Annotated in this window: 21 protein-coding genes; 11 read left to right on the top strand and 10 right to left on the bottom strand. The window is 67.4% G+C overall.

Features of this window, described 5'->3' with window-relative positions; translation table 11 throughout:
- On the top strand, window positions 1-621 hold the full coding sequence (locus tag LOY51_RS16790; protein ID WP_125859096.1) for a LysE family translocator: 621 nt from the start codon (window positions 1-3) through the stop codon (window positions 619-621).
- A 3-nt stretch (window positions 622-624) separates the two neighbouring features.
- Here LOY51_RS16790 and LOY51_RS16785 read toward each other — a convergent pair whose 3' ends face one another.
- Window positions 625-1,494 carry an AraC family transcriptional regulator gene (locus LOY51_RS16785; RefSeq protein ID WP_258642199.1) on the bottom strand — a complete coding sequence of 290 codons (870 nt, stop codon included), beginning with the start codon at window positions 1,492-1,494 and terminating at the stop codon, window positions 625-627.
- A gap of 381 nt (window positions 1,495-1,875) precedes the next feature.
- On the opposite strand from LOY51_RS16785, the gene LOY51_RS16780 reads away from it, so the two are divergent.
- The 7 genes from LOY51_RS16780 (at window position 1,876) to LOY51_RS16750 (ending at window position 10,688) form a co-directional block, all read left to right on the top strand.
- A complete protein-coding gene (locus LOY51_RS16780; RefSeq protein WP_258642197.1) occupies window positions 1,876-3,258 on the top strand; it encodes a DUF3300 domain-containing protein in 1,383 nt (460 codons plus the stop codon).
- Complete coding sequence (locus LOY51_RS16775; RefSeq protein ID WP_258642194.1) at window positions 3,255-4,145, top strand: DUF2950 domain-containing protein; 891 nt, start codon at window positions 3,255-3,257, stop codon at window positions 4,143-4,145. The genes LOY51_RS16780 and LOY51_RS16775 overlap by 4 nt, the downstream gene beginning before the upstream one ends.
- A gap of 75 nt (window positions 4,146-4,220) precedes the next feature.
- Window positions 4,221-6,008, top strand: coding sequence for a monovalent cation:proton antiporter-2 (CPA2) family protein (locus tag LOY51_RS16770; protein ID WP_258642192.1), 1,788 nt, complete (start codon window positions 4,221-4,223; stop codon window positions 6,006-6,008).
- Window positions 6,005-7,102: an AI-2E family transporter gene (locus LOY51_RS16765; RefSeq protein ID WP_125464506.1), complete on the top strand. Its 1,098-nt coding sequence runs from the start codon at window positions 6,005-6,007 to the stop codon at window positions 7,100-7,102. The genes LOY51_RS16770 and LOY51_RS16765 overlap by 4 nt, the downstream gene beginning before the upstream one ends.
- A gap of 13 nt (window positions 7,103-7,115) precedes the next feature.
- Window positions 7,116-8,609, top strand: coding sequence for an efflux transporter outer membrane subunit (locus tag LOY51_RS16760; RefSeq protein WP_125859090.1), 1,494 nt, complete (start codon window positions 7,116-7,118; stop codon window positions 8,607-8,609).
- Entirely contained in the window at window positions 8,606-9,691 is a 1,086-nt protein-coding gene (locus LOY51_RS16755) for an HlyD family secretion protein (protein ID WP_125859089.1), read from the top strand. Before LOY51_RS16760 ends, LOY51_RS16755 begins: the two co-directional genes overlap by 4 nt.
- On the top strand, window positions 9,681-10,688 hold the full coding sequence (locus LOY51_RS16750) for a DUF2955 domain-containing protein (RefSeq protein WP_258642187.1): 1,008 nt from the start codon (window positions 9,681-9,683) through the stop codon (window positions 10,686-10,688). Before LOY51_RS16755 ends, LOY51_RS16750 begins: the two co-directional genes overlap by 11 nt.
- 3 nt (window positions 10,689-10,691) lie before the next feature.
- Here LOY51_RS16750 and LOY51_RS16745 read toward each other — a convergent pair whose 3' ends face one another.
- The 5 genes from LOY51_RS16745 to LOY51_RS16725 all read right to left on the bottom strand — a co-directional run bounded on the left by LOY51_RS16745 (window position 10,692) and on the right by LOY51_RS16725 (window position 15,588).
- Complete coding sequence (locus LOY51_RS16745; RefSeq protein WP_258642185.1) at window positions 10,692-11,252, bottom strand: nucleotidyltransferase family protein; 561 nt, start codon at window positions 11,250-11,252, stop codon at window positions 10,692-10,694.
- Between the two features lie 57 nt (window positions 11,253-11,309).
- Window positions 11,310-11,549 carry a hypothetical protein gene (locus tag LOY51_RS16740; protein ID WP_125464501.1) on the bottom strand — a complete coding sequence of 80 codons (240 nt, stop codon included), beginning with the start codon at window positions 11,547-11,549 and terminating at the stop codon, window positions 11,310-11,312.
- A gap of 107 nt (window positions 11,550-11,656) precedes the next feature.
- Window positions 11,657-13,777, bottom strand: coding sequence for a TonB-dependent receptor (locus LOY51_RS16735; RefSeq protein WP_189654478.1), 2,121 nt, complete (start codon window positions 13,775-13,777; stop codon window positions 11,657-11,659).
- 603 nt (window positions 13,778-14,380) lie between these two features.
- Complete coding sequence (locus tag LOY51_RS16730; RefSeq protein WP_125859085.1) at window positions 14,381-15,082, bottom strand: YoaK family protein; 702 nt, start codon at window positions 15,080-15,082, stop codon at window positions 14,381-14,383.
- 32 nt (window positions 15,083-15,114) lie between these two features.
- Window positions 15,115-15,588, bottom strand: coding sequence for a GNAT family N-acetyltransferase (locus tag LOY51_RS16725; RefSeq protein ID WP_258642181.1), 474 nt, complete (start codon window positions 15,586-15,588; stop codon window positions 15,115-15,117).
- Window positions 15,589-15,774: 186 nt separating this feature from the next.
- On the opposite strand from LOY51_RS16725, the gene LOY51_RS16720 reads away from it, so the two are divergent.
- Window positions 15,775-16,512, top strand: a complete 738-nt coding sequence (locus LOY51_RS16720) for an alpha/beta fold hydrolase (RefSeq protein ID WP_258642178.1) — start codon at window positions 15,775-15,777, stop codon at window positions 16,510-16,512.
- Window positions 16,513-16,521: 9 nt separating this feature from the next.
- On the opposite strand, the gene LOY51_RS16715 is transcribed toward LOY51_RS16720, so the two are convergent.
- Window positions 16,522-17,136, bottom strand: coding sequence for a dihydrofolate reductase family protein (locus tag LOY51_RS16715; RefSeq protein WP_125859083.1), 615 nt, complete (start codon window positions 17,134-17,136; stop codon window positions 16,522-16,524).
- Window positions 17,137-17,280: 144 nt separating this feature from the next.
- Window positions 17,281-18,783 carry a sodium/proton antiporter NhaB gene (gene nhaB, locus LOY51_RS16710; protein ID WP_125464497.1) on the bottom strand — a complete coding sequence of 501 codons (1,503 nt, stop codon included), beginning with the start codon at window positions 18,781-18,783 and terminating at the stop codon, window positions 17,281-17,283.
- Window positions 18,784-18,933: 150 nt separating this feature from the next.
- Between nhaB and LOY51_RS16705 the strand changes: the two genes are divergently transcribed.
- Both LOY51_RS16705 and nudC read left to right on the top strand, forming a co-directional pair.
- Window positions 18,934-19,746, top strand: coding sequence for a crotonase/enoyl-CoA hydratase family protein (locus LOY51_RS16705; RefSeq protein ID WP_125859082.1), 813 nt, complete (start codon window positions 18,934-18,936; stop codon window positions 19,744-19,746).
- A 34-nt stretch (window positions 19,747-19,780) separates the two neighbouring features.
- Window positions 19,781-20,611, top strand: a complete 831-nt coding sequence (nudC, locus tag LOY51_RS16700) for an NAD(+) diphosphatase (protein WP_258642172.1) — start codon at window positions 19,781-19,783, stop codon at window positions 20,609-20,611.
- On the opposite strand, the gene LOY51_RS16695 is transcribed toward nudC, so the two are convergent.
- Together LOY51_RS16695 and LOY51_RS16690 are read right to left on the bottom strand one after the other, a co-directional pair.
- The gene (locus tag LOY51_RS16695; protein ID WP_110994729.1) at window positions 20,579-21,358 is read right to left on the bottom strand and encodes a TSUP family transporter; all 780 of its coding nucleotides are present in this window, start codon (window positions 21,356-21,358) and stop codon (window positions 20,579-20,581) included. The genes nudC and LOY51_RS16695 overlap by 33 nt on opposite strands.
- Before the next feature lie 163 nt (window positions 21,359-21,521).
- Window positions 21,522-22,874 carry a glutamine synthetase family protein gene (locus LOY51_RS16690; protein ID WP_258642170.1) on the bottom strand — a complete coding sequence of 451 codons (1,353 nt, stop codon included), beginning with the start codon at window positions 22,872-22,874 and terminating at the stop codon, window positions 21,522-21,524.
- Between the last annotated feature and the right edge of the window lie 6 nt (window positions 22,875-22,880).

Below are 22,880 nucleotides of genomic sequence, written 5' to 3'. Positions count from 1 at the left end.
ATGCCCTTCGCCGACAACCTGATTGCCTTCACCCTGGCCGCCACCTTGCTGACCCTGACACCCGGCCTGGACACCGCGCTGATCCTGCGCACCGCCGCCGTGGAAAGCCGCCAGCAGGCACTGCGCGCCGCGCTGGGCATCAATGCCGGCTGCCTGCTGTGGGGCGCGGCGGTGGCCTTCGGCCTGGGCGCGCTGATTGCGGTGTCGGAGCTGGCCTACAACCTGCTCAAGTACTGCGGCGCCGCCTACCTGGCCTGGCTGGGGGTGAACATGCTGCTGCGCCCGCGCCAGTCGATGGCACCGGCTGGCGAGCAGGCGCCCCCCACCGGCAACTGGTTCGTCAAGGGCATGCTGGGCAACCTGCTCAACCCCAAGGTCGGCATTTTTTATGTGTCCTTCCTGCCCCAGTTCATCCCCCAAGGCCAGCCGCTGGTGGCCTGGACGTTCGGCTTGGTGGGTATCCATGTGCTGCTGGGGCTGCTGTGGGCGACCGGCCTGATCGCCGCCACCCGGCCACTGGCCGAGGTGCTGCGCCGCGAGCGGGTGATTCGCTGGATGGACCGCTGCACCGGCCTGGTGTTCGTGCTGTTCGCGGCGCGGCTGGCGTTGAGCCGGCGCTAGGTCCTAGACCAGCGGCAGGTAGATGTCGGTCTGCCACTGCGCTTGCGGGGTCTGCGGATACACGCTCAGGTAGTGGAAGAACAGCGGGTGGTCGCGCAGCTCTTCGCCGCTGGCCGGCAGCCAGTCACGGTAGAGTGGGTAGATGGTCTCGCCGATATGGTCCGGTGAGCCCACATGCCGCACCACGGCGCAGCGCCCGCCGGGGATGACCAGCGTTCGCACACCGAATGAATTGGCGGCCACTTCGGCATCGACCTCGCCGCAGATGGCGAAGCGAAAGTCCTCTGGTGCGGTGGTATCGGGATTGTTGTAGGGAATGCCGAAGGTGCGCTGGGTGGCCACCGGCGACTCATTGCCATGGGTGCGCCATTGGATGAAGCGGCCCACGGTGGCCGGCAGTTGCGCGGGTGGGCCAAGGTGTTCCAGGGCGGCCACCTGGGTTTGCGTGAAATCGACGATACGGACTTGCATGCTGATGCTCCTGGCAAAGTGGGGAATGTGAAATGCCGTGTTCCAGGCGCGCCAGTCCGGCGCCCGGCGAAAGGCGCTCGGCGACAGTGCGAAGTCACGCCGAAAGGCACGGGCGAATGCCTCCGGGCTGTCGAAACCGGCATCCAGCGCTACCTGCAGCACCGCCAGCGCCGGGTCGGCGGCCAGCGCGTGGCCGGCACGGCGCAGGCGCATCAGTTGCACGTAGCGCGCCACCGGCACACCGATATAGGCACTGAACTGGCGGTGAAAGTGGTGCACCGAGAAGTTCGCCACCTGGCTAAGGCGCTCCAGCGACAGGTCGCCGTCGAGGTTGCCCTCGATATGCGCGAGCACGGCGGCGAAGCGTTGGTCGTAGGGGCGGCTGGGCGGGGGGCGGGACATCGGTGAAGGCTCCTGGGGTCACGGGCAGGCACAGGATGCGATAGGTGGCGCGGGGTACGCCTAGCCGGGTTTGCTCAGCTGGCGCTGCTACGCGCCACAAGTATGGGTGAGCCTAGGATCCCGCCGGTAACGGCGGGCCCGGACTTTTGAGCAGGGCGAGCAATGCGCGATTGGCCTGTGTGTCGACGCCCGCACCAGGCGTCCAGGCTGTGACCGGCATGTTTGCGAGGAGGCCAAACAGCCCGCCTTATAACATCGAATCCCTCTGCTACCCTTGCCACTCAGCACCGAAGCTGAAATCAGTCGCTTGCGGTTCAAGCGTTCACCTCCCGGGCTTCGACTTACCTATTTCGAGCGGTATGACCCACCTGGGAGGTGTGAATGCGTACTCGATTTTCCTGCGTCCTGGCCGTAATGCTGGCGTTGCATGGTGTCCCTTCGCTCGCCGAGACGGCGGCCCCCGGCCCGGCGGCGCCCGAGCCCGCCGCCACCAAGCAGGCGGTGTTCACCCAGGAGCAACTGGACCAGATGCTCGCGCCTATCGCCCTGTACCCCGACCCGCTGCTGGCGCAGGTGCTGATGGCCAGCACCTATCCGGGCGAGGTGGCCGAAGCGGTCACCTGGTCGAAGGCTCACCCGGACGCCAAGGGCGATGATGCGGTCAAGCAGGTGGCCAGCCAGCCCTGGGACCCCAGCGTGCAGGCGCTGGTGGCCTTCCCCCAGGTGCTCGCCACGCTGGGCCAGGACCCGGTCTGGGTGCAGCGCCTGGGCGATGCGTTTCTGGCCCAGCCGGACGACCTGATGAACGGCGTACAGCGCCTGCGCCAGCAGGCCAAGGCCGCCGGCAACCTGCAGAGCAACCAGTACCAGAACGTCACCGTGCAGGCCGCGCCGGCCAGTCAGAGCGCCCCGGCCAGCAACCAGACCATCATCATCCAGCCCGCCGACCCGCAGACGGTCTACGTGCCCACCTACAACCCCACGACCACCTACGGCACCTGGGCCTACCCGGCCTCGCCGCCAGCCTACTATCCGCCGCCGCCGGCCTACTACCCGGGCCAGGCGCTGGTTGCCGGGCTGGCCTTCGGCACCGGGGTGGCGATCGTCGCCTCGCTGTGGGGCGACTGCGACTGGAACAACCATGACGTAGACATCGACGTGAATCGCTACAACAGCATCAACCGCAATAACCAGATCAACAACATCAGCAACAACAAGTGGCAGCACAACCCCGTGCACCGCGACGGCGTGCCGTACCGCGATGCCCGCAACCGCGAGCAATACGGCCGCCAGCTGGACGGCGCGCGCGACCGCGCCGCCTACCGTGGCGACGATGCGCAGCGTGCAAGGGCGCGGCAGAACGCGCTCAGTTCGATGGACCGCCACGGCATCGAGCGGCCCGCCAGCAACAATGTGCAGGCCCGCGAGCGCATGCGCGAGGCACAGGCCGAACGCAACAACAATCCGCGCCTGGCCGAACGCCGCCAGGACGCGCCACGCGCCAACCAGGGCGGGCAGCTCAACCAGCGCCGCCAGAACGAAGGCCAGGCCCGTCAGCAGATGGCGCAACGCCAGAACACCGGTCGTGCCCGCAACAATGCCTTCGATGGCGTGCGCTCGCCGTCGAGCAGCAGCGCCCAGGCCAGCCGCGGGCGCACCAGCCAGGCCTTCGCCCAGCGCGGCAGCGCGCCGCGCGCCAGCGGGCAGCAGGTTTCCCGCCCGAGCTTTTCCGGCGGGCGTCAACGGGGAGGAGGCCGCCGATGAACGTGCGCATCTTGAGTGCCTGCTGGCTGGCCGCCAGCCTGGCCTGGCCCAGCCTGACGACGGCCCAGGAAGTGTTCGCCACCCCGCAGGCGGCCGTCGACGCCTTCGTTGCCGCGCTGGGTACCCAGCCACCTGACGAAGCACGTTTCGGCAAGCTGCTCGGCGAGGACTGGCGCACCTACATACCGCGTGGCGGGGTGCAGCACCGCGACGTCGAGACCTTCCTCGAGCAGTACCGCGCCGAACACCGCATCGAACACACCGGCGAGCGTGGCGCGGTGCTGGCGGTGGGGCGCGACGGCTGGACCCTGCCGATCCCCCTGGCCAAGGGCGCCGAAGGTTGGCGCTTCGACCTCAAGGCAGGTAGCGCCGAGATCCGTGCCCGGCGCATCGGCCGCAACGAACTGGCGGCGTTGCAATCGATGCTGGCCTACCACGACGCGCAGATGGAGTACGCCAGCCAGGACCGCAACGGCAACGGCGCGCTGGAGTACGCCCGCAAGATCTTCAGCACGCCCGGCGAGCACGATGGCCTGTACTGGGCCGACGAAAGCGATGGCCAGATCAGCCCGCTGGGCCCGTTGTTTGGCCAGGAGGAAGCCGGCGATGACTGGCATGGCTACCACTTCCGCATCCTCGACGCCCAAGGGCCATCGGCACCCGGTGGCGCCTACGACTACTTGATCGGCGACCGCATGATCCGCGGCTTTGCCCTGGTCGCCTGGCCAGCCCGTTACGACGACAGCGGGGTGATGAGCTTCATGATCAGCCACGACGGCGAGGTGTTCGAAAAGGACTTGGGGCCCGACGGCGAAAAAGTGGCCCGGGCGATGAAAGAGTTCGACCCGGACAGCAGTTGGACGGCGGTGGCGGTGCAGGGCAAGTAGTGGGCTCCCGGTAAGGGTGATCATCCAGCCCGCATCGCCGGCAAACCGGGTTTTGGGGTTCAGGGGAGGGCACACATGCCAAATGACGGCAGCCTGTTGCAGGCGACGGTGGTTTTCCTGCTGGCGGTGGTGCTTCTGGTACCACTGGCCCAGCGCCTGAAACTGGGGGCGGTGCCGGGCTACCTGCTGGCCGGCATTCTCATCGGCCCGTCGGTGATGGGGCTGATCGACAACCCGCACAACGTCGCACGGCTGTCGGAGATGGGCGTGGTCATGCTGTTGTTCGTCATCGGCCTGGAACTCTCGCCACGGCGCTTGTGGACCATGCGTCGGGCGCTGTTCGGCATCGGTTCGTTGCAGGTGGGGCTGACCGCGCTGGTGCTCGGGCTGCTGGCCTGGCTGCTGTTCGGCCAGGCCCCGGCCACCGCCGTGGTGCTGGGCCTGGGCTTGGCGCTGTCGTCCACCGCCTTTGGCCTGCAAGTGCTGGCCGAGCGTAAAGAGCTGGGCAAGCCCCATGGCCGCCTCGCGGTGGCCATTCTGCTGTTCCAGGACATCGCGGCCATCCCCCTGATCGCCGTGGTGCCATTGCTCGGTGGTGGCGTCGGGACCGCCGACGAAGGCAGCTGGCCGCTGCTGGCGGTACTGTTGGGTATCGGGGTGGTGGTGATCGCCGGGCGCTACCTGCTGCGCCCGGTGTTCCGCTGGACGGTGGGCAGTGGCCTGCATGAGCTGTCGACCGCCACCGCGCTGCTGCTGGTGCTGGGGACGGCCTGGCTGATGGAGCATGTCGGCGTGTCGATGGCGTTGGGCGCGTTCCTCGCCGGGGTGCTGGTGGCCGAGTCGGAGTTCCGCCACGAGCTGGAGTCGCAGATCGAGCCGCTCAAGGGCCTGTTGCTGGGGTTGTTCTTCGTGGGTGTGGGCATGACCGCCGACCTGCGCCTGCTGGCCGGCATGCCGCTGCAGGTGCTGGGGTTGACCGTGCTGCTGGTGGCCCTCAAGCTGCCGCTGCTGTGGGGCATCGGTCGCCTTTTCGGCGGCCTCGACCGACCCCAGGCGCTGTGCCTGGCGGTGGTGCTGGCGTCCGGGGGCGAGTTCGCCTTCGTGGTGTTCAAGCTCGGCTTGCAGCACCAGGTGCTGGAGCAGCGGGTGCACGATCTGTTGGTGCTGGCCATCACCCTGTCGATGGCCCTGGTGCCGCTGGTGATGATGGCCCTGGCCCGGCAGTTGCGCCCGGCCGATCAGGCCGACCTGACGCAGGAACCGCCGCAACTGGAAGACGCCCCGCAGGTGGTGATCGCCGGCTTTGGCCGCCTGGGGCGTGCCATTGGGCGCATGCTGCATGCCGAAGGCATTCGCGTGGTAGCCCTGGACGCCACGGCTGAAGCCCTTGCGCGCAAGGCCCGGCCACGCGGCGATGGCCCCACGGTGTTCTACGGCGACCCGTCGCGCTCGGAAATCCTGCGCGCGGCGAAGGTCGACCAGGCCGCGCTGGTGATCGTCGCCGCAGATGACGCGCAGAGCAACCAGAAGACCGTCGACGTGCTCGTGCACCTGTACCCCAAGGCCCAGGTGATCGCCGCCGCACGCAATCACCGCGATGTGCTGCGCCTGCTCGACCTGGGGGTCAACCCGGTGCGCGAGACGTTCCATTCCAGCCTCGAGATGGCCCGTCGCGCCTTCATTGCGCTGGGCCGCAGCGAGGCGCAGGCGGCCGCCTGGGTGCAGCGTTATCAGCAGCAGGAGGCGCACTGGCTGCTCGAGCAGCATCGCCAGGGCACGGCGCTGGATGAGGATGGACCACCCGCCACCGACCGAGCCGAACCCCCGGCCGCCACCGTGATTCGACCAGGAGATGAAGGATGATGCCGAGTTTCAAGCTGGACAGCGAACTGTCGCGCGGGATGCTCGATGTGTTGATCAAGGCCGGGCTGGTGGCGGCGCTGGTGCTGTTCGCCTACCGGGTGTTCCAGCCGTTCCTCGACCTGATGCTCTGGGCGGTGATCCTGGCGGTCACCCTGTACCCGCTGCATGGCCGGATCAAACGCCTGACCGGGATGCGCGAGGGCTATGCCGCGACCCTGGTGGTGGTGTTGCTGCTGCTGGTGCTGCTGGTGCCGATCTATCTGGTGGTGGCGTCGATCATCGAGTCGATAGACAGCCTGACGAACCTGGTCAAGAGCGGCGCCTGGCAAGTACCCCCACCCCCGGACTCGGTGGCCGGCTGGCCGCTGATCGGGCCACGGCTGCACGACGTCTGGCTGGCGGCGTCGCAGAGCCTGAGCAGCGTGCTCGCCAACCAGACGTCCAACCTCAAGAGCGCCGCCCTCGCGGTGCTGGGCGCCGCCGCCAGCGCGGGTGGGGCTTTGCTGATGTTCATCGGCGCGATCATCATCGGCGGGGTGATCATGGCGTTCGGCGAGAACGGCCAGCGCGCCGCGCTACGCATCGCCATGCGCGTGTCCGGCGAGGAGCGCGGCAAGCCCATCGCCAGGTTGTGCACGTCGACCATCCGCGCGGTGGCCCAGGGGGTGATCGGCATCGCCTTCATTCAGATGCTGCTGATCGGCGTCGGTTTCGTGGTCAAGGGGGTGCCGGCCGCCGGCATGCTGGCGATCGTCATCCTCATACTGGGCATCGCCCAGGCCCCGGCGACGCTGGTCACCCTGCCGGTGATCGGCTACGTGCTCTACAGCGAGGGCTTCAGCCTGGTGACCATCGTGTTCGCCGTGTACACCTTCGTCGCCGGCCTGGCCGACAACGTGCTCAAGCCGCTGCTGCTGGGCCGTGGGGTAGACGTGCCGATGCCGGTGGTGCTGATCGGCGCCCTGGGCGGGATGGTGGTGCAGGGCATCATCGGCCTGTTCCTCGGCCCGGTGATCCTGGCGGTGACCTACAACCTGTTCTGGCAGTGGGTGGACCAGCAGGTCCCCGCCCGGCCCGACGAGCCTGCGGTGTGAGCGGGGGCCAGCCATGCCCGGGTCACCACGTCGTTGCGCCTTGAGCCTGCTGGTGCTGCTGGCGGGCTGTACCCAGGTCGGGCCGGACTTCAGCCCGCCGCAGGATCCCTGGCTGGACCGCTGGAGCACACCCTTGCTGAGCCAGGTCACCGCCCCTGGGGGCGACCTGCGCCAGTGGTGGCAACTGTTCGCCGACCCCACCCTCGACGCATTGATCGCCGAAGCCGAGGCGCACAACACCAACCTGCAGGTGGCCGGCCTGCGTATCGCCGAGGCCCGGGCCCAGCTGGCCATCGTGCAGACCGGGCGCTACCCGCAGTTGCAGCAACTGCGCGCGCAGAGCCTGTACCTCAAGCAGGATCAGTCCGGCACCTCGACCGCGCGCGACTCGGTGTTCTGGCAGTCGAGCCTGGGTTTCGACATCGCCTGGGAGATCGACTTCTGGGGGCGCTTCAGCCGCGCCGTCGAGTCGGCCGACGCGGTGTACTTCGCCTCCCAGGCCAACTACACGGACGCCCTGGTGCTGCTGCGCGCGCAGGTGGCCGACAGCTACTTCGCCCTGCGCACCACCGAGGCGCGGCTGGACATCGCCCGGGACAACGCGCGGCGCCAGGCACGCAGCCTCGAAATCACCGAGCGGCTGTTCCGCCATGGCGAGAACGACGAACTCGACTGGCAGCAGGCACGTACCCAGCTGCTGGCCACCGAGGCCACCATTCCGGAGTTCGAGAACCAGCTCAATGCCTTGCGCAACGTGCTCTGCTCGCTGCTGGGCCGCCCCCCGGGCCTGCTGCCGGAGCTGGACGCCAGGCACGCTCAGCTGCCGCTGCCGGACCGCGCCGTGTTGCAGGCCGTGCCGGCCGAGCTGCTGCGCCGGCGCCCGGACATCCGCGCCGCCGAGCAGGCCGTGGCGGCGCAGTCGGCGCTGGTGGGGGTGGCCGAGGCCGACCTGTACCCACAGTTGAGCCTGCTCGGCAGCATCGGCTGGAGCCTGGCTTCGGCCAGCCATGTGCCTGACAGTTTCGACATCGCCGCCGGCCCCGGGCTGATCTGGAACCCGTTCGACTATGGGCGGCGCAAGAATGCCGTGCGTGTCGAGGACGCCCGCCTGCAACAGCTGATCACCCTTTACCACCAGCAGGTGCGCGAGGCGGCGCGCGAGGCGGACGACGCTGCCAGCGCCCTGGTGCGGGCGTTGCAGAGCGCGGCCATCCGCGACCGCGCCTCGGCGGCGGCGAGCCGCTCGCTGGACCTGGCCAGCGCGCAGTATCGCGAGGGTTTCGCCGACTTTCAGCGGGTGCTCGACGCCCAGCAACTGCTGTTGCAGCAACAGGATGGCTACCTGGTCAGCCGTGGCAATGCGGTGGGCAGCCTGGTGGCGCTGTACAAGGCGCTCGGCGGTGGCTGGGAGCGCCGCGTGCCGACCATCGACGCGCCGACCCGGCGGCAGATGGAACAACGCACCGATTGGGGCGACCTGCTCGATGAACAAGGTGACGCGCAATGACTGACACCACCACGCCAGCCCCCGACCGCAGCCTGCGCTGGGTCCTGCTGCTGATCGTCATGAGCCTGGCCTGGTACCTGCTCGCCGACCGCTTCACCCCCTACACCCAGCAGGCTCGCCTGCAAGCCTACGTGGTGCCGGTGAGCGCCGAGGTGGCCGGGCAGGTGCGGCGGGTGGCTGTGGGCAACAACCAGGAGGTGCGCCGCGGCGAGCTGCTGTTCGAGCTGGACCCGGAGCAGTACCGCATCGCCCTGAGCCGGGCCCAGGCCGACTATGATGCGGCGCGGCGCCAGGTCGGCGCCCACACCGCCGGCATCGATTCGGCCCAGGCCTCGCTGGCCGCGGCCCAGGCCAACGAGCGCAAGGCGCGCCAGGACGCCGAGCGCCTGCGGCGCCTGTACGAGGAAGACCAGGGCACGGTGTCGGTGCGCCGCCTCGAAGGCGCCCAGGCCACCTACGAGCAGGCGCGCAGCCAGGTGGCCGCGGCCCGTGCCGAAGTCGAGCGGGCCAGGGAACAGGAAGGCGGCAGCGACGACGATAACGCCCAGTTGCGCAGTGCCGCCGCCAACCTGGAAAAGGCCCGGCTCGACCTGGCGCGCACCCAGGTGCGCGCCGACTCCGACGGGCGTATCACCGACCTCAAGGTGGACGTGGGGCACTACGTGGGGGCCGGCAGCCCACTGATGACCCTGATCGCCACCCACGACCTGTGGATCAGCGCCGACATGACCGAGAACAACCTTGGCCGCCTGCGCAGCGGCACACCCGTGCTAGTGGTGCTCGACAGCCTGCCGGGCGAGGTGCTGCACGGACGCATCCGCAGCATCGGCCAGGGGGTCAGCAGCGGCCAGGCGCCGCCGCCGGGGCAACTGCCGACGGTGCAGAACAGCCGCGAGTGGCTGCGCTCGGCGCAACGCTTCCCGGTGATCGTCGGGCTCGACCCGGACCAGCAGGTGGACCCCATGCAACTGCGCGTCGGCGGCCAAGCCGAGGTGATGGCGCTGCCCGGGGAGGGCAACCCGCTGAACCTGCTCGGGCGGCTGTTCATGTGGTGCATGAGTTGGCTGTCGTATGCCTATTGAACTGCGCCGCCGCCGCGCGCTGCGCCTGGCCTGGGGCGCGGCCATGAGCCTGGCGGCGAGTTTCGGCATCGGCTTGCCGGTGCCGGTACTGGCACCCGTGCTGTGCGTGCTGCTGCTGGCGATGCGCAACACCGCGCTACCGCTGCGCATGGCCCCGGTGCTGGCGCTGCTGGTGCTGCTCAGCTGCGGCAGCGGCCTGCTGCTGATCCCGCTGCTGCGCCACGCGCCGCTGAGCGGCGTGCTGCTGGTGGCGGTCGGCCTGCTGCTGGTGTTCCGCTGGGCGCTGCGCGGGGGCAATGGTTTGCTGGCTAACTTGCTGGTGATCGGCCTGACCATGATCGCCGCCGCCGGTACCAGCGATTTCACCCTGGCGCTGTCGGTGGTCGAGGCAATGGCCAAGGGCATGTTGCTGGCGGTGCTGTGCACCCTGGTGGCCCACTGGCTGTTCCCGGAGCCGGCCGATGCGCCCGCCGCACCCGTCAGGCCACGCCTCGACTCGCGCGAGGCCGGCTGGATCGCCCTGCGTGCCATGCTGATCGTGATGCCGGCGTTCCTGCTCGCACTGATCGCCCCGGACCGTTTCATGCCACTGATCATGAAGTCGGTGAGCCTGGGCCAGCAGGCCGGCGAGACCGACGCACGCCAGGCGGCCCGCGAGCTGGTGGGCTCGACCTTGCTGGCCGGGGTGCTGGCGATACTGGTGTGGGGCGCGTTGAGCCTGTTCGTGCACCTGTGGATGTTCTTTCTCTGGGTGCTGCTGGCCGCGCTGTGGCAGGCGCGGCGCCTGCAACGGCTGGTGGCGAGCCGGCATGCTCCGGCGTTCTGGGTCAGCTGCCTGACCACCATGCTGATCCTGCTTGGTCAGTCGGTGCAGGACAGTGTCGCCGGGCAGGACGTGTACCGGGCGTTTGCCGTGCGTCTGGCGCTGTTCCTGCTGGTATCGCTGTATGCCAGCGCCATGCTGGTGTGGATCGACCGGCGCCGGGCCGCGCTGTAGGCGCTACTCGACGATGGCGAGCCACGGCCAGCGCGCCCGGTAGCTTTCGGCCTTGGCGCGGAACATTTCCGGCTGGTGGTTGAGCGGATTGCTGCGCAGCAGGTCGTGCTGCAGGTCATCGAGGCCATGGGTGCTGTACAGCTCGCCACTGGCGATGCCCAGGCCCAGGCAGGTCGAGCTGACCAGGTAGCGGTCGATGCCGTCGGTGACTTTGGCAAGGCGCGGGTAGGGCACGCCGAAGCGCGTGGCGTACCACAGGTGCACCCGAGCCTGGTTGCGCGCCTCCAGGGTGACGCCGAGGTCGGCGCCCAGCGCCTGGACGGCTTGGATCACTCGGTCCTCGGCCTCCCAGGAGAGATCCTGGTCGAAGTAGATGATGTCGTAGTCCTTGACGCCCCAGCCCGGTTCGCGACCTGCGCGGTGGTTCCACAGGGCCTGGAACAGGCAGCCGGCGGTGAGCATCGCTTCGGGCAGGTCGAGTGCTGGCAGGCGCTCGAGCAGAATACGGTTGATCGGGTTTTCCAGCGCCAGCGCGATCACGCGCTCGTGGGTGAGTGGCGGCATCGTCCAGTCCTTGGCAATGGCAGGGGGCTGCGAGAATAACCGGTTCGGTTGGCGGTGTTAACCGCGTGCCGAGGTGGAGCGGGTGGCCGTTTCGGTCACCACTTGCTGCTGGTCCGCACGCAGCACGGCAAGCCTGCGTTGTTCGTATTGCTCCTGGCTGAGCCCTTGGCGTTGCAGCGCTTCGAGCTGTAGCTGGCGCGCTTCGCTGGCAGTGAAGGGGCGTAGTTCGGGGTGGTTGGCGCAACCGCTCAATACGGCGATGGCCAAGGCGGCGAGCAACAGGCGGGGGGTGTTCATCGGGCGCATTCCATGATCGGTGGATCGATGGAGCGAGCATAGGGCGCACGCCCGATGAGGAGAAATTGCCGCGCTCGATAGTGACTATCGAGCGCGGCAACAGGCGGTCAGAACTTGTAGTTCACGCTGGCTTCGAGGGTACGCGGTGCGCCCGGGGTGGCCAGGTCGACCGAACCGTGGGCCGAGGCATAGTAGTCGCGGTCGAAGGCGTTCTTCAGGCGCAAGGCCGCATCCCAGTGCTGCACGCTGTACAGCAAGGCGGCGTCGAAGGTGGTGTAGGCCGGCATCACCACCTTGTTGTCCAGTGCGGTGTAGCGGTCGTCGACGTAGTTGGCGCCGGCGGCCACGCGCCACTCGGGGGTGAGGGTACGCACCAGCCAGACGTTGGCGCTGTTGCGTGGCGTCAGGGTGGGCACCTGGCCTTCGTTGGCCACGCCGTTGGTCTTGCTGTTGGACTTGGTGATCTCGGCGTCCAGGTAGGCGTAGCCGGCATACACCTGCCATTTGTCGCTGAGCTGGCCGCTGAGGGTCGCCTCGAAGCCGTCGGTGCGCTGTTCGCCGGCGAGGATGGTCAGGTTGGGGTTGGCCGGGTCGGCGGTCTTCATGTTGGTGCGCTCGAGGCGAAACACCGCCGCGGTCAGCGACAGGCGGCTGTCGAGCAGGTCCCACTTGGCGCCCACTTCATAGTTGGTGGTCTCTTCCGGCTCCAGGCCCGCGTTGGTCGGCGAGACCGCGAACACTTCGCCTGAGGGCTGGTAGCTGCGGCTGACCGACACGTAGTAGGACTGGATCTGGTCAGGCTGGAACACCAGGCCTGCACGTGGGCTCCAGGTCTTGTCGGTGCGGTCGAGGTCGACGTTCTGTACCCGGGCGTCGTTGTACTCCTGGCCGAAGATGTCGTAGCGCACGCCTAGCAGGGCCTTCCATTGCGAGGTCAGCTCGATCAGGTCCTGCACGTAGAAACCGCTGGTCTGCTGGTAGTTGGTGCCGTTGGACGTCAGGTTGGCGGCGTGGTCCGGCACGCCCACCAGAGCGTCGCGGTACACCGGCACGCGGGCCACGTTGTTCTGGCTGTAGACGCGCTGGTACTTGTCCTGGAAGCCGACTTCCACGCCGTACAGCAGGTTGTGCTGCATGCCGGCCAGTTGCGCCTGCTGCTTGAGCTCGGTCTGGTTGAACACACCGCTTTCATCGCGCGCGACGTTGCCGCGGTTGAGCTTGACCAGCAGTTCGCCGTTGGGCGCAGTGACGAAGCGGGTCGGGCTGCTGTCGGCCAGGGTGTTGTTGCGGTCCAGGTCGTAGCGGTAGTAACGGCTGGTGTTGGTCAGGGTGAAGTCGTCGTTGATGCGGTAGTCGAGGCTGGCGGTGAACGAGAACACCTCGCTGCGGGCATAGTCCTGCGAGGCGTTGCCCGAGCCGAAGCGCTTGTCGCGGTCGACGTTGGCCGGGCGGTTGCCCACGGCCGGGATGCCGAAGTCGATCAGGCGCTTGTCGTACAGGTAGGTGGCGCCGAGGTTCAGTTCCAGGTCGTCGGACAGTTTGAACCAGGCCGACGGGGCGATGGCCTTGCGGTCGGTGTAGCCGTCGTCGCGGAAGGTGTCGCTGTCTTCGAAGGCACCGGTGACGCGGTAGGCCTGGTTGCCCTCGGGGGCGGCCCAGCCGCTGTCGAACTGGGTGCGGCGCTTGCCCTCGGTGTCGAGGGTCATGCCCACTTCCTGCTTCGGCGCCAGGCCCGGCTTTTTGCTGATGCTGTTGATCAGGCCTCCGGACGAGCCACGGCCGTAGAGCACGGCGGCAGGGCCCTTGATCACTTCGACGCGCTCGACGTTGGAGAGGTCGCGAAAGTACAGGGCATCGTCGCGAATGCCGTCGACGTACATGTCGCCGATGGCGCTGAAGCCGCGAATGGTCACCTGGTCGCGTTGACCGTCGCCGTTCGACAGGCCAACGCCGGGCACGTTCTTGAGCACGTCTTCCATGGACTGGGCGCCCTGGTCCTTGATCACGCTTTCGGGCACCACGTTGACGGTCTGCGGGATATCGCGCAGCGGTGCATCGATTTTCAGCGCGCTCTTGCTCTCGCTGGCCTTGTAGCTCTGCTGCTCGTAGGCGCTGGTCACCGAGGTGGCCGGCAGGGCCAGCGGGTCCTGGGTCTGCGCGTGGACAGCAGGGGTGACCAGCAGGCCCAGCATCGACAGGGATACTGGAGCAACAGACTTTTTCGCCATGGTAATACGACTCGTTGTTGTTTGAGGTGGCGAATGGTAATGGTTCGCAAATGTAAAGCAAGTGTAAAGATGAAATATTCGGAAAAATATTTACCTTGTGGGTAGCTATCCGTTCGGGTGTTTTTCTGTGTCGCGATGGGGGTTCCGGGCCCTCATCGGATTTGGGTAATCAGGATTGGGTAATGGCCACCAGGTGCCTGGCGGGATTTTGAGTGAGGGCCACCAGGTGCCTGCCGGTGTTTTTGCAGCGCCTATGAGATCGAGCGCCGCCCGCGCGGCGCTTCGCGGGTAAATCGCAGCGGCGAACCGCCGCTCCCACAGTTTGTTTCGGGCCAATTATGCCTGTGAAAGTACCGGCGCCTGCCTTGATGCATGCCTTGAGTCATGTGGGGCGGCTGTAACGCCCACACTGAAACCGCGTCGTACCAACAAGGCGGACCAGGTAATGGCACAGGAGAGACTGGCCCGAAACAGACTGTGGGAGCGGGTTTACCCGCGAAGCGCCGCGCGGGCGGCGCTCGATCTTGAGAGCGCTGCAGATCTATCGCCATGCACCTGGTGCCCCACCTACGATCCCAAGGCACGCCGCCCCCTGCTACCCCCTCAACGCGGCATATACCCCAACTGCCACGCACGCGGAATAAACCGGCTCACCAAGGCCAGCACGCAGGCCAGACCACAGCTTGCAAACAACGCCAGCAACCCCAGCCTTTGCTCCAGCCAGGCGCCAATGGCTGCCCCCAGCAGCATCCCGCTCCAGGGCACCAACTGCACCCGCCAGCCATGCCGCCGCTCGCCCAGCAACCAGCGCCCCAGCCCGCGGCCAAACCGCGAAAGCGCGCCGGTGACATAGGTCAGGCCGATCGGCAGGCCATTCACCTGTTCGACCACGGCATTGAGCATGCCCATGGCCAGGATCGCCGCGACCAGCGCCGGGAAGCTCGTTGCCAGCGGCCAGGCGGCGGCAAAGGCAAGCAGGCCGGCGACCACCAGCAACAAGGGTGAGGCTCGCCGGCGAAAGTGCCGGGCCAGCAGCACCCCCAGCGCATTGCCCAGCACGAAACTGAAGACCGCCAGGGCCAGGCGCAGCACCAACGCCAGGTCGGCCTGGCTGATGGCCACCGCCAGGCGCGTGGTATTGCCGCTCATGAACGAGACGAAATCACCCAGCGCCAGCAGGCCGATGGCGTCGGTCATGCCCGCCAGCACCGACAGCCCGGCCACCAGCCCCAGGCCGACGCGGCCGCGCAGCACCTGGAGCCTGGCGCGGCGGGCACTGTGCAGGGAAGAGGCGGTGGGCAGCATGAGGGTATGTCTCCGGCAGTGGGGCCCCGATCTTATACCGGCGCCAAGGCCTTGCGCATGGGCACGCAGGGGAGTTCCAGGCCGAACGGCGAGTGATACACCGCCAGGCTGTCACCCACGTAGCCGCAGCGGCGGTAGAACGCGGCGGCGTTGAGGGTGGCATCGAGATGCACTTCACCGAGGCCTGCGCTAACGGTGAGTTGTTCCAGGTGCGCGACCATCGCCCGGGCGATGCCCTGTTGCAGATGATCGGGGTGGACGAACAGGGCGCCGAGTTCGCCGCTGTGTACATCCAGCATGCCGGTGGCGACGATCGTGTCGTCCAGGCAGGCCAGGTGGAATCGCTCCGCTACCAGTTCGGCATAGCCGTTTGTATACGGGACATTGGCCCAGGCCTGGGCCGCTGCTGCACCGTAGTGCTCGGTGCATTGGTCGAGAATCGCCAGGCGGCGGATGGCATAGGCCAGCTGCGCATCGTCATGGGTGGCGCGTCGGATCTTGAGCATCGGGTTCCTCCCTGGAACATGGTGACCAGCCGCGCCTGGAGGCAGGCACGGATGTAGACGGTACGCGGCGATTGCAATGGCGCCAAGGCAAACCGTGCAGTGTGCCTGTGCATTCTGCCGCTGCTGGCGATCCCCGGGCGGCAAGGCCATGCTGCGGCTTCCCCACGGCTGGCCGCGAGGCATGCGATGCAAAAGGAAACGCCGGTAGTCCTGATCAACGGCCTGATTGGCTGCCTGGATCATCCCGCACTTCACGACACCCTGCCTAACCAGGTGATCGCCCCCGACCTGCTTGGCTATGGCACCTTGCAGGACACCGCGCCGAAACTGATCGATATTGCCGCCCAGGTCGAGCACCTGCACCGCCAATTGCAGGCGCGCAACGTGGCGCGGGCACACCTGGTCGGGCATTCGGTGGGCGGGGTGGTGGCGTTGATGTTCGCCCACCGCTACCCGCTGCAAGTGGCCAGCGTGACCAGTGTCGAAGGCAACTTCACCCTGAACGATGCGTTCTGGTCGGCATCGGTGGCGCGCATGGACCGCGAAGCGGTGGAAGAGCTGCTGGCAGGCTATCGGGCTGATCCCGGCACTTGGCTGGCGCGGGCCGGGGTCGGGCCCGATGCGCGCCGGCTGGCCCTGGCACAGCGCTGGCTGGCCCACCAGCCGGCAGCCACGTTGCAGGCCATGGCCGCTTCGGTGGTCGCGGTCACAGGCGCGGCCCGCTACCCGCAGCAGTTGCAGGCGGTGTTTGGCGCAACGCCGGTGCACCTGGTGGCCGGCGAGCACTCACGGGCCGGCTGGGACGTGCCCCACTGGGCCGAGCGGGCGGCGGCAAGCTTTACCGAGCTTGCGGGTGTGGGCCACCTGATGATGCTCGAAGACCCGCAAGGCTTTGCCAGTGCCATCGCCCGCCTGCTCGGCTGACCACCACCCTCAGAACGAGCCGGTGTGGACTTCGCCACTGCGTACGTAATGGGCGAGCAGCACGCCCTTGGGAGTGGTGGCTGATTCCACCAGCTCGAAGGCAGCCGCTTGCGCGTCATCACCGAACAGCCTTTTGCCACGGCCGAGCAGCAGTGGGTGGATCAGCAGCCTCAGCTCATCCACCAGGCCTGCGGCCAGTAGCTGGCGCACCAGTTCGCCGCTGCCCTGGGTCAGGAGCACGTCGCCGTCCTGTTGCTTGAGCGCGCGAACCGCGCCGATCACATCCGCGCCCAGGCCATGGCTGTTGTGCCAGTGGAGTGAGCCGGGATGGTGGGTGGCAACGTGCTTGGGCACGCGATTGAACAGGTCGGCCAGCGAGCGATCGTCCGCTTGATGCTCAACGTGCGGCCAGTACCCGGCGAAGATGTCGTAGGTGCGCCGTCCCAATAGCAGCTCGAACGGCTGGCTGAACAGTGTCTGCATGGCCTGGCCGAAGGCTTCGTCGGCCAGCGGCGGGATCCAGCCGCCGTGGGTGAAGCCGCCGCTGGTGTCTTCCTGCGGGCCGCCGGGGGCCTGCATGACGCCGTCGAGGGTGATGAAGGCGGCGACGATAAGCTTGCGCATGGGGGTGTTCCTCTTCAGGTTGCTGTTCGAGGGGTAGTCGAACGGGGCTGGCTGAAATCGACAGGAACGAAACAACATGGGCGACGCGTTGGCAGGTTCAATCGCCGGCAAGCCGGCGATTGCGCTGGTGTGGGCGGGCCTGGTCTACAGCCAGTACGTCACCGCCCACCAGCCCAGCCCACCCATGACCACGGTGTAGGGTAGCGCCATCCACACCATGCGCCCGTACGACAGGCGAATCAGCGGCGCGATCGCTGAAGTCAGCAGGAACAGGAACGCCGCCTGCCCGTTGGGTGTCGCCACGCTGGGCAGGTTGGTGCCGGTGTTGATCGCCACTGCCAGGGTCTCGAAGTGCTCGCGGCTCATGGCGCCGCTGACGAACGCCTGCTTGACCTCGGTGATGTAGATGGTGGCAACGAACACGTTGTCGCTGATGGCCGAGAGCAAGCCGTTGGCCAGGTACAGCATGCCCGGCTGCTGCTCGGTCGGCAGCGCCAGCACCCAGGCGATCAGCGGGCTGAACAGCTGCTGCTGGTGAATCACCGCCACCACCGCGAAGAACACCACCAGCAGCGCGGTGAACGGCATGGCGTCCTGGAACGCGCGGCCCAGGCGGTGCTCGTCGGTGATGCCGGTGAACGCAGTGATCAGCACGATCACCAGCAGGCCGATCAACCCCACCTCGGCGATGTGCAGGCCCAGGCAGACGATCAGGATCAGCGCCGCCAGCCCCTGCACCACCAGGGCGATGCGTTGCGCCGGGGTGCGTGCGGCGTCGTCTTCGGCGGCGTAGGCGGCCAGTACCTGGCGCACGCGCTCGGGCATCAGGGTGCCGTAGCCGAACAGGCGCAGCTTCTCCAGCAGCACGCAGGTGACCAGCCCTGCGGCCAGTACCGGCATCGACACCGGCGCGACCTTGAAGAAGAAGTCGGCGAAGTGCCAGCCCATCTCATGGCCGATCAGCAGGTTCTGCGGCTCGCCCACCAGGGTGCACACGCCGCCCAGCGCGGTGCCCACCGCGCCATGCATCAGCAGGCTGCGCAGGAAGGCGCGGAACTGGTTGAGGTCGTCGCGGTGCAGCTGTTCGACCTGGTGGTCGCTGTCCAGTGCCGACTCTTCGCGGGGGTTGGTGCCGGAGGCGACACGGTGGTAGACCGCGTAGAAACCCACGGCGGCGCTGATGATCACCGCGGTCACGGTCAGCGCGTCGAGGAACGCCGAAAGGAACGCCGACAGCACGCAGAACAGCAGGGCCAGCACGGCCTTGCTACGCACCCCCAGCAGGATCCTGGAGAACAGGTACAGCAGCAGCTCTTTCATGAAGTGGATGCCGGCGACCATGAACATCAGCAGCAGGATCACCGGAAAGTTGTGCTGCAGCTCTTCATACAGCGCTTCGGGCGTGGCCATGCGCAGCAGCAGCGCTTCGACCAGCAACAGGCCGCCGGGCATCAGCGGGTAGCACTTGAGCGCCATGCCCAGGGTGAAAATGAACTGCAGCACCAGCGCCCACCCCGTGACCACCGGGCCGAGGGTTGCCAGCAGCAGCGGGTTGAGCAGCAGGAACAGGCAGATGACCGCCTTGTACCAGCGCGGCGACTGGCCCAGGAAACTGTGGGCGAGGGCGCTGGGCAGGGATTGCGACATGAATTTGTATCCTTTTGATTCAGCAGTGGCGCACGGTGCCGGATTGGGCCCCGGGGTGCAAGGCGTGCAGTCCCGCTTTTGGCACATGTGCGGCCTTATGGGTGCGCTAAGATCCTGCGCGTGAACCCTTTCCCCACAGGAGTGCCGTCCGTGACCGAATACACCGCATTCAAGGTTGAACTGACCGACAACATCGCCCATGTGCAGATCAACCGCCCGGACAAGATCAACGCGATGAATGCCGCCTTCTGGGAGGAGATCGTCGACATCTTCCAGTGGATCGACGACACCGACGCGGTGCGCGCCGTGGTGATCAGCGGCGCCGGCAAGCATTTCTCCTCGGGCATCGACCTGATGATGCTGGCCTCGCTGGCCGGCCAGCTGGGCAAGGATGTCGGCCGCAACGCCCGCCTGCTGCGCCGCACCATCCTGCGCCTGCAAAGCTCGTTCAATGCCGTGGACAACTGCCGCAAGCCGGTGCTGGCGGCGATCCAGGGTTACTGCATCGGTGGCGCCATCGACCTGGTCTCGGCCTGCGACATGCGCTATTGCGCCAGCGACGCGCAGTTCTCGATCAAGGAAATCGACATGGGCATGGCCGCCGATGTCGGCACCCTGCAACGTTTGCCGCGTATCATCGGCGACGGCATCATGCGCGAGCTGGCCTTTACCGGGCGGATGGTCGATGCCGAGGAGGCGCTGCGCATCGGCCTGGTCAACCGGGTTTATGCCGACCAGGCGGCATTGCTCGACGGAGTCTTTGCCATTGCCCGCGAGATTGCCGCAAAATCGCCGATCGCGGTGGCCGGCACCAAGGAGCTGATCAGCTACATGCGTGACCATCGCGTCGACGATGGCCTGGAGTACATTGCCACCTGGAACGCCGCCATGCTGCAGTCCGAAGACCTGCGCGTGGCGGTGGCCGCCCACATGAGCAAACAGCAACCGACGTTCGCCGACTGACCCCGTTGGCGGGCGCCTTCAAGGGACCGCAACGATGTCAGCACGCTGGACAACCGCAGTACTCGACCCGCAGATCACCGGGGGGCTGGCCGTCGCCCGCAGCCCGGAAGGGTTCCTGGTGGACGCCAACGGCGCGCTGTTCCCCCGTGAGTGGCTCAAGCGTCAGGCACTGGACGTGCTGTGCGAGCACGGCATCGGCCACTTCGACGGCCAGCCGGTGTTCCTGCTCGAACTGCGCGGCGCCGGCGAGGTGCCGGGCTGCACCTGGCAGGGCCTGCGCCGGTTCATGCTCGAAGGCGACTTCGACACCTACAAGGTGCTGGGTTATGCCGCGCAGATCGGCACCTGGGCCCGCGAACACCGTTTCTGCGGCAGTTGCGGCCAGGCGATGACGCAGATCCACTGGGAGCGGGCGATGTACTGCCAGCCCTGCGACCTGCGCAGCTACCCGCGCATTTCACCGAGCATGATCGTGCTGGTCACCCGTGGCGACGAGGTGCTGCTGGCGCGTTCGCCGCGTTTTGTGACGGGCGTTTACAGCACCCTGGCCGGTTTTGCCGAGCCAGGCGAGTCGGCCGAGGACTGCCTGGTGCGTGAGGTGCGCGAAGAGGTGGCGGTGGAAGTGAAGAACATCCAGTACGTCGGCAGCCAGTGCTGGCCGTTCCCGCATTCGATGATGCTGGGTTTCCATGCCGAGTACGCCGGTGGCGAGATCGTCATGCAGCCGGACGAGATCGAGGATGCCCAGTGGTTCAGCGTGCATGACTTGCCGCCGCTGCCGGCGGGGCGTTCCATCGCCCGCTACCTGATCGACTTGTATGTGGCGCGGCGCTTAGGCCTGGCCGAACCAGTGCTGCCACGCTAGGCGTACGGTCAACGCCAGCACCACGGCGATGAACACCGGGCGGATGAACTTGCTGCCGCCGCTGATCGCCGTGCGTGCGCCGAAGAACGCGCCGACCATCACCGACAGGCCCATGCACAGGCCGACGATGTAGTCCACCTGCCCGGAAATGATGAACACCGTCAGCGCCGCGATGTTGCTGACGAAGTTCATGCTGCGCGCCACGCCGCTGGCACGGACCAGGTCGATGGGGTAGAGCAGCAGCGTGCTGACGGTCCAGAACGCGCCGGTGCCGGGGCCGGCGACGCCGTCGTAGAAGCCCAGGGTGAAGCCCTGGGGGAACTGCCATTTCTTCTTGATCGGCGCATCGGCGTCCAGCGGCGCCTTGGGCGTGCCGCCGAACAGCAGGTAGACGCCGCAGGCGAAGACGATCACCGGCAGCATCTTGTTCAGCCATTCGGCCGGCATGTAATGGGCCACCACCGCACCCAGCAGCGCGCCCGCCAGGGTACCCGCTATCGCCTGGCGCCACTGCGCCGGGTGGAACAGCTTGCGCCGGTAGTAGGTGATGCTGGCCGTGGCCGCGCCGAAGGTGGAACTGAGCTTGTTGGTGCCCAGCACCAGGTGCGGTGGCATGCCGGCGGTGAGCAGCGCGGGGGTGGTCAGCAGGCCGCCGCCACCGGCGATGGCATCGATGAAACCGGCGACGAAGGCGACCAGGGCGAGGATCAGTAGGGTGAGCGGTTCTACGGTGAGTTCGAAGGGCATGGGGGTCGGCAGGCTGGAAGGCAGGGGGTGCGGCAAACTGCCGCGCTAGAGGGGTGACATGGTAAGCCGCCAAGTATGTGTTGTCAGCACTTACGCCATCGCGGGGCAAGCCCGCTCCCACAGGTGCGGGGCCTGTGGGAGCGGGCTTGCCCCGCGATTGTTTTTACAGGAACCAGCGATACTCCCGGGCACTCACCTCTTGCATGAACGCCAGATGGTCCTGGCGCTTGTTCTCGCAATACACCATCACGAACTCCGCCCCCAACCCCTCATTCACCGCCGGATGCCCGCGCATGGCTGCCACCGCGCCGAGCATGTCCTTGGGGAAATCGATGCCGCTGCTGCGGTCGTCGTTCAGCGGCGCAATCGGCTCCTGCCCGGCATCGAGCCCGTGCTCCATACCGCACAGGATTGCCGCCAGCACCAGGTAGGGGTTGGCATCCGCCCCCGCCAGGCGATGCTCGATACGCAGGTTGCGCGGGTCCGACTCGGGGATGCGGATGCACGCGTCGCGGTCTTCGAAGCCCCAGCTGGCGCGGCTGGCGGCATTGACCATGGCGCCGTAGCGGCGGAACGCGTTGTGGTTGGCGGCAAAGATCGGCATGCAGTGCGGCAGCAGCTCCAGGCAGCCGGCCACGGCATGGCGCAAGGGGCGTTGGTCGTTGGCCGCGAGCAGGTTGTTGCCTTGCGGGTCGTACAGGCTGACGTGCACATGCATGCCGCTGCCCGGCGCCTGCAGGTACGGCTTGCTCATGAACGAGGCGCGCAGCCCGTGCTTGAGGGCCACGCCGCGGGTGCTGCGGCAGAACAACGCCGCCCAGTCGGCGGCGCGCAGGCCGTCGTCGCAGTGGCCGAAGTTGATCTCGAACTGGCCCGGGCCCAGCTCGGCGGTGATGACGTTGGCGTCCACCCCTTGTGCGTTGGCGGTCTCGACCATGTCGCGCAGCACGTCGGAGAAACGCGAGAGGCGCTCGATATGCATATTCGGCTGGTCGTCGGCGTCTGCGCTGAACGGGTCGTGGGGGAACTGCGGCAGGCCTTCCTTGAGCGCCCGGTCGAACAGGTAGAACTCCAGCTCGAACGCCACCACCGGGCGGATGCCGCGACGCTCCAGGCGCTGCAGCACGCGGGCGAGCACTTCGCGCGGTTCGAATTCGATGGGGGCGGCGGTGCCGTCGGAGGTGATCAGCATCTGCCCCAGCGGCTCGCGCTCCCAGCTCACCGGCTTGAGGGTGCCGGGCACCAGGCGCCGTGCGGCGTCGGGGTCGCCGTCGTTGAAGCAGTAGTCGCCAATCGGGAACAGCCCGCCTTGCACGCCCAGCAGTACGCAGTTCTGCGGCAGCTTCAGCGGGCTGCCGGCGGCAACCTTTTCCAGCATGTCGATGGGGTAGCGCTTGCCGTAGAAGTGCCCGGGGATGTCCAGGCTGATCAGGTCGACGTAGCGCACCTGCGGGTGTTGGGCGCGGAAGGCGCGGACTTCGCTGAGCAGGTCGGGCATTGTTTTTGTAGTTGTCATGGTCAT

The sequence above is a fragment of the Pseudomonas sichuanensis genome (genome assembly GCF_024749065.1).
GTDB classification, from domain to species: domain Bacteria; phylum Pseudomonadota; class Gammaproteobacteria; order Pseudomonadales; family Pseudomonadaceae; genus Aquipseudomonas; species Aquipseudomonas sichuanensis.
Note: the sequence above shows the minus strand (reverse complement) of the source record. Positions and strands in the feature narration are given on the sequence as shown.

Coding starts and splice junctions, on each gene's coding strand:
- LOY51_RS16760 (WP_125859090.1), top strand. CDS start 7,116: ATGCCCGGGTCACCACGTCGTTGCGCCTTGAGCCTGCTGGTGCTGCTG.
- LOY51_RS16725 (WP_258642181.1), bottom strand. CDS start 15,588: ATGCTCAAGATCCGACGCGCCACCCATGACGATGCGCAGCTGGCCTAT.
- LOY51_RS16750 (WP_258642187.1), top strand. CDS start 9,681: ATGCCTATTGAACTGCGCCGCCGCCGCGCGCTGCGCCTGGCCTGGGGC.
- LOY51_RS16745 (WP_258642185.1), bottom strand. CDS start 11,252: ATGCCGCCACTCACCCACGAGCGCGTGATCGCGCTGGCGCTGGAAAAC.
- LOY51_RS16770 (WP_258642192.1), top strand. CDS start 4,221: ATGCCAAATGACGGCAGCCTGTTGCAGGCGACGGTGGTTTTCCTGCTG.
- LOY51_RS16735 (WP_189654478.1), bottom strand. CDS start 13,777: ATGGCGAAAAAGTCTGTTGCTCCAGTATCCCTGTCGATGCTGGGCCTG.
- LOY51_RS16775 (WP_258642194.1), top strand. CDS start 3,255: ATGAACGTGCGCATCTTGAGTGCCTGCTGGCTGGCCGCCAGCCTGGCC.
- nhaB (WP_125464497.1), bottom strand. CDS start 18,783: ATGTCGCAATCCCTGCCCAGCGCCCTCGCCCACAGTTTCCTGGGCCAG.
- nudC (WP_258642172.1), top strand. CDS start 19,781: ATGTCAGCACGCTGGACAACCGCAGTACTCGACCCGCAGATCACCGGG.
- LOY51_RS16780 (WP_258642197.1), top strand. CDS start 1,876: ATGCGTACTCGATTTTCCTGCGTCCTGGCCGTAATGCTGGCGTTGCAT.
- LOY51_RS16695 (WP_110994729.1), bottom strand. CDS start 21,358: ATGCCCTTCGAACTCACCGTAGAACCGCTCACCCTACTGATCCTCGCC.
- LOY51_RS16715 (WP_125859083.1), bottom strand. CDS start 17,136: ATGCGCAAGCTTATCGTCGCCGCCTTCATCACCCTCGACGGCGTCATG.
- LOY51_RS16790 (WP_125859096.1), top strand. CDS start 1: ATGCCCTTCGCCGACAACCTGATTGCCTTCACCCTGGCCGCCACCTTG.
- LOY51_RS16720 (WP_258642178.1), top strand. CDS start 15,775: ATGCAAAAGGAAACGCCGGTAGTCCTGATCAACGGCCTGATTGGCTGC.
- LOY51_RS16690 (WP_258642170.1), bottom strand. CDS start 22,874: ATGACAACTACAAAAACAATGCCCGACCTGCTCAGCGAAGTCCGCGCC.
- LOY51_RS16765 (WP_125464506.1), top strand. CDS start 6,005: ATGATGCCGAGTTTCAAGCTGGACAGCGAACTGTCGCGCGGGATGCTC.
- LOY51_RS16740 (WP_125464501.1), bottom strand. CDS start 11,549: ATGAACACCCCCCGCCTGTTGCTCGCCGCCTTGGCCATCGCCGTATTG.
- LOY51_RS16730 (WP_125859085.1), bottom strand. CDS start 15,082: ATGCTGCCCACCGCCTCTTCCCTGCACAGTGCCCGCCGCGCCAGGCTC.
- LOY51_RS16755 (WP_125859089.1), top strand. CDS start 8,606: ATGACTGACACCACCACGCCAGCCCCCGACCGCAGCCTGCGCTGGGTC.
- LOY51_RS16785 (WP_258642199.1), bottom strand. CDS start 1,494: ATGTCCCGCCCCCCGCCCAGCCGCCCCTACGACCAACGCTTCGCCGCC.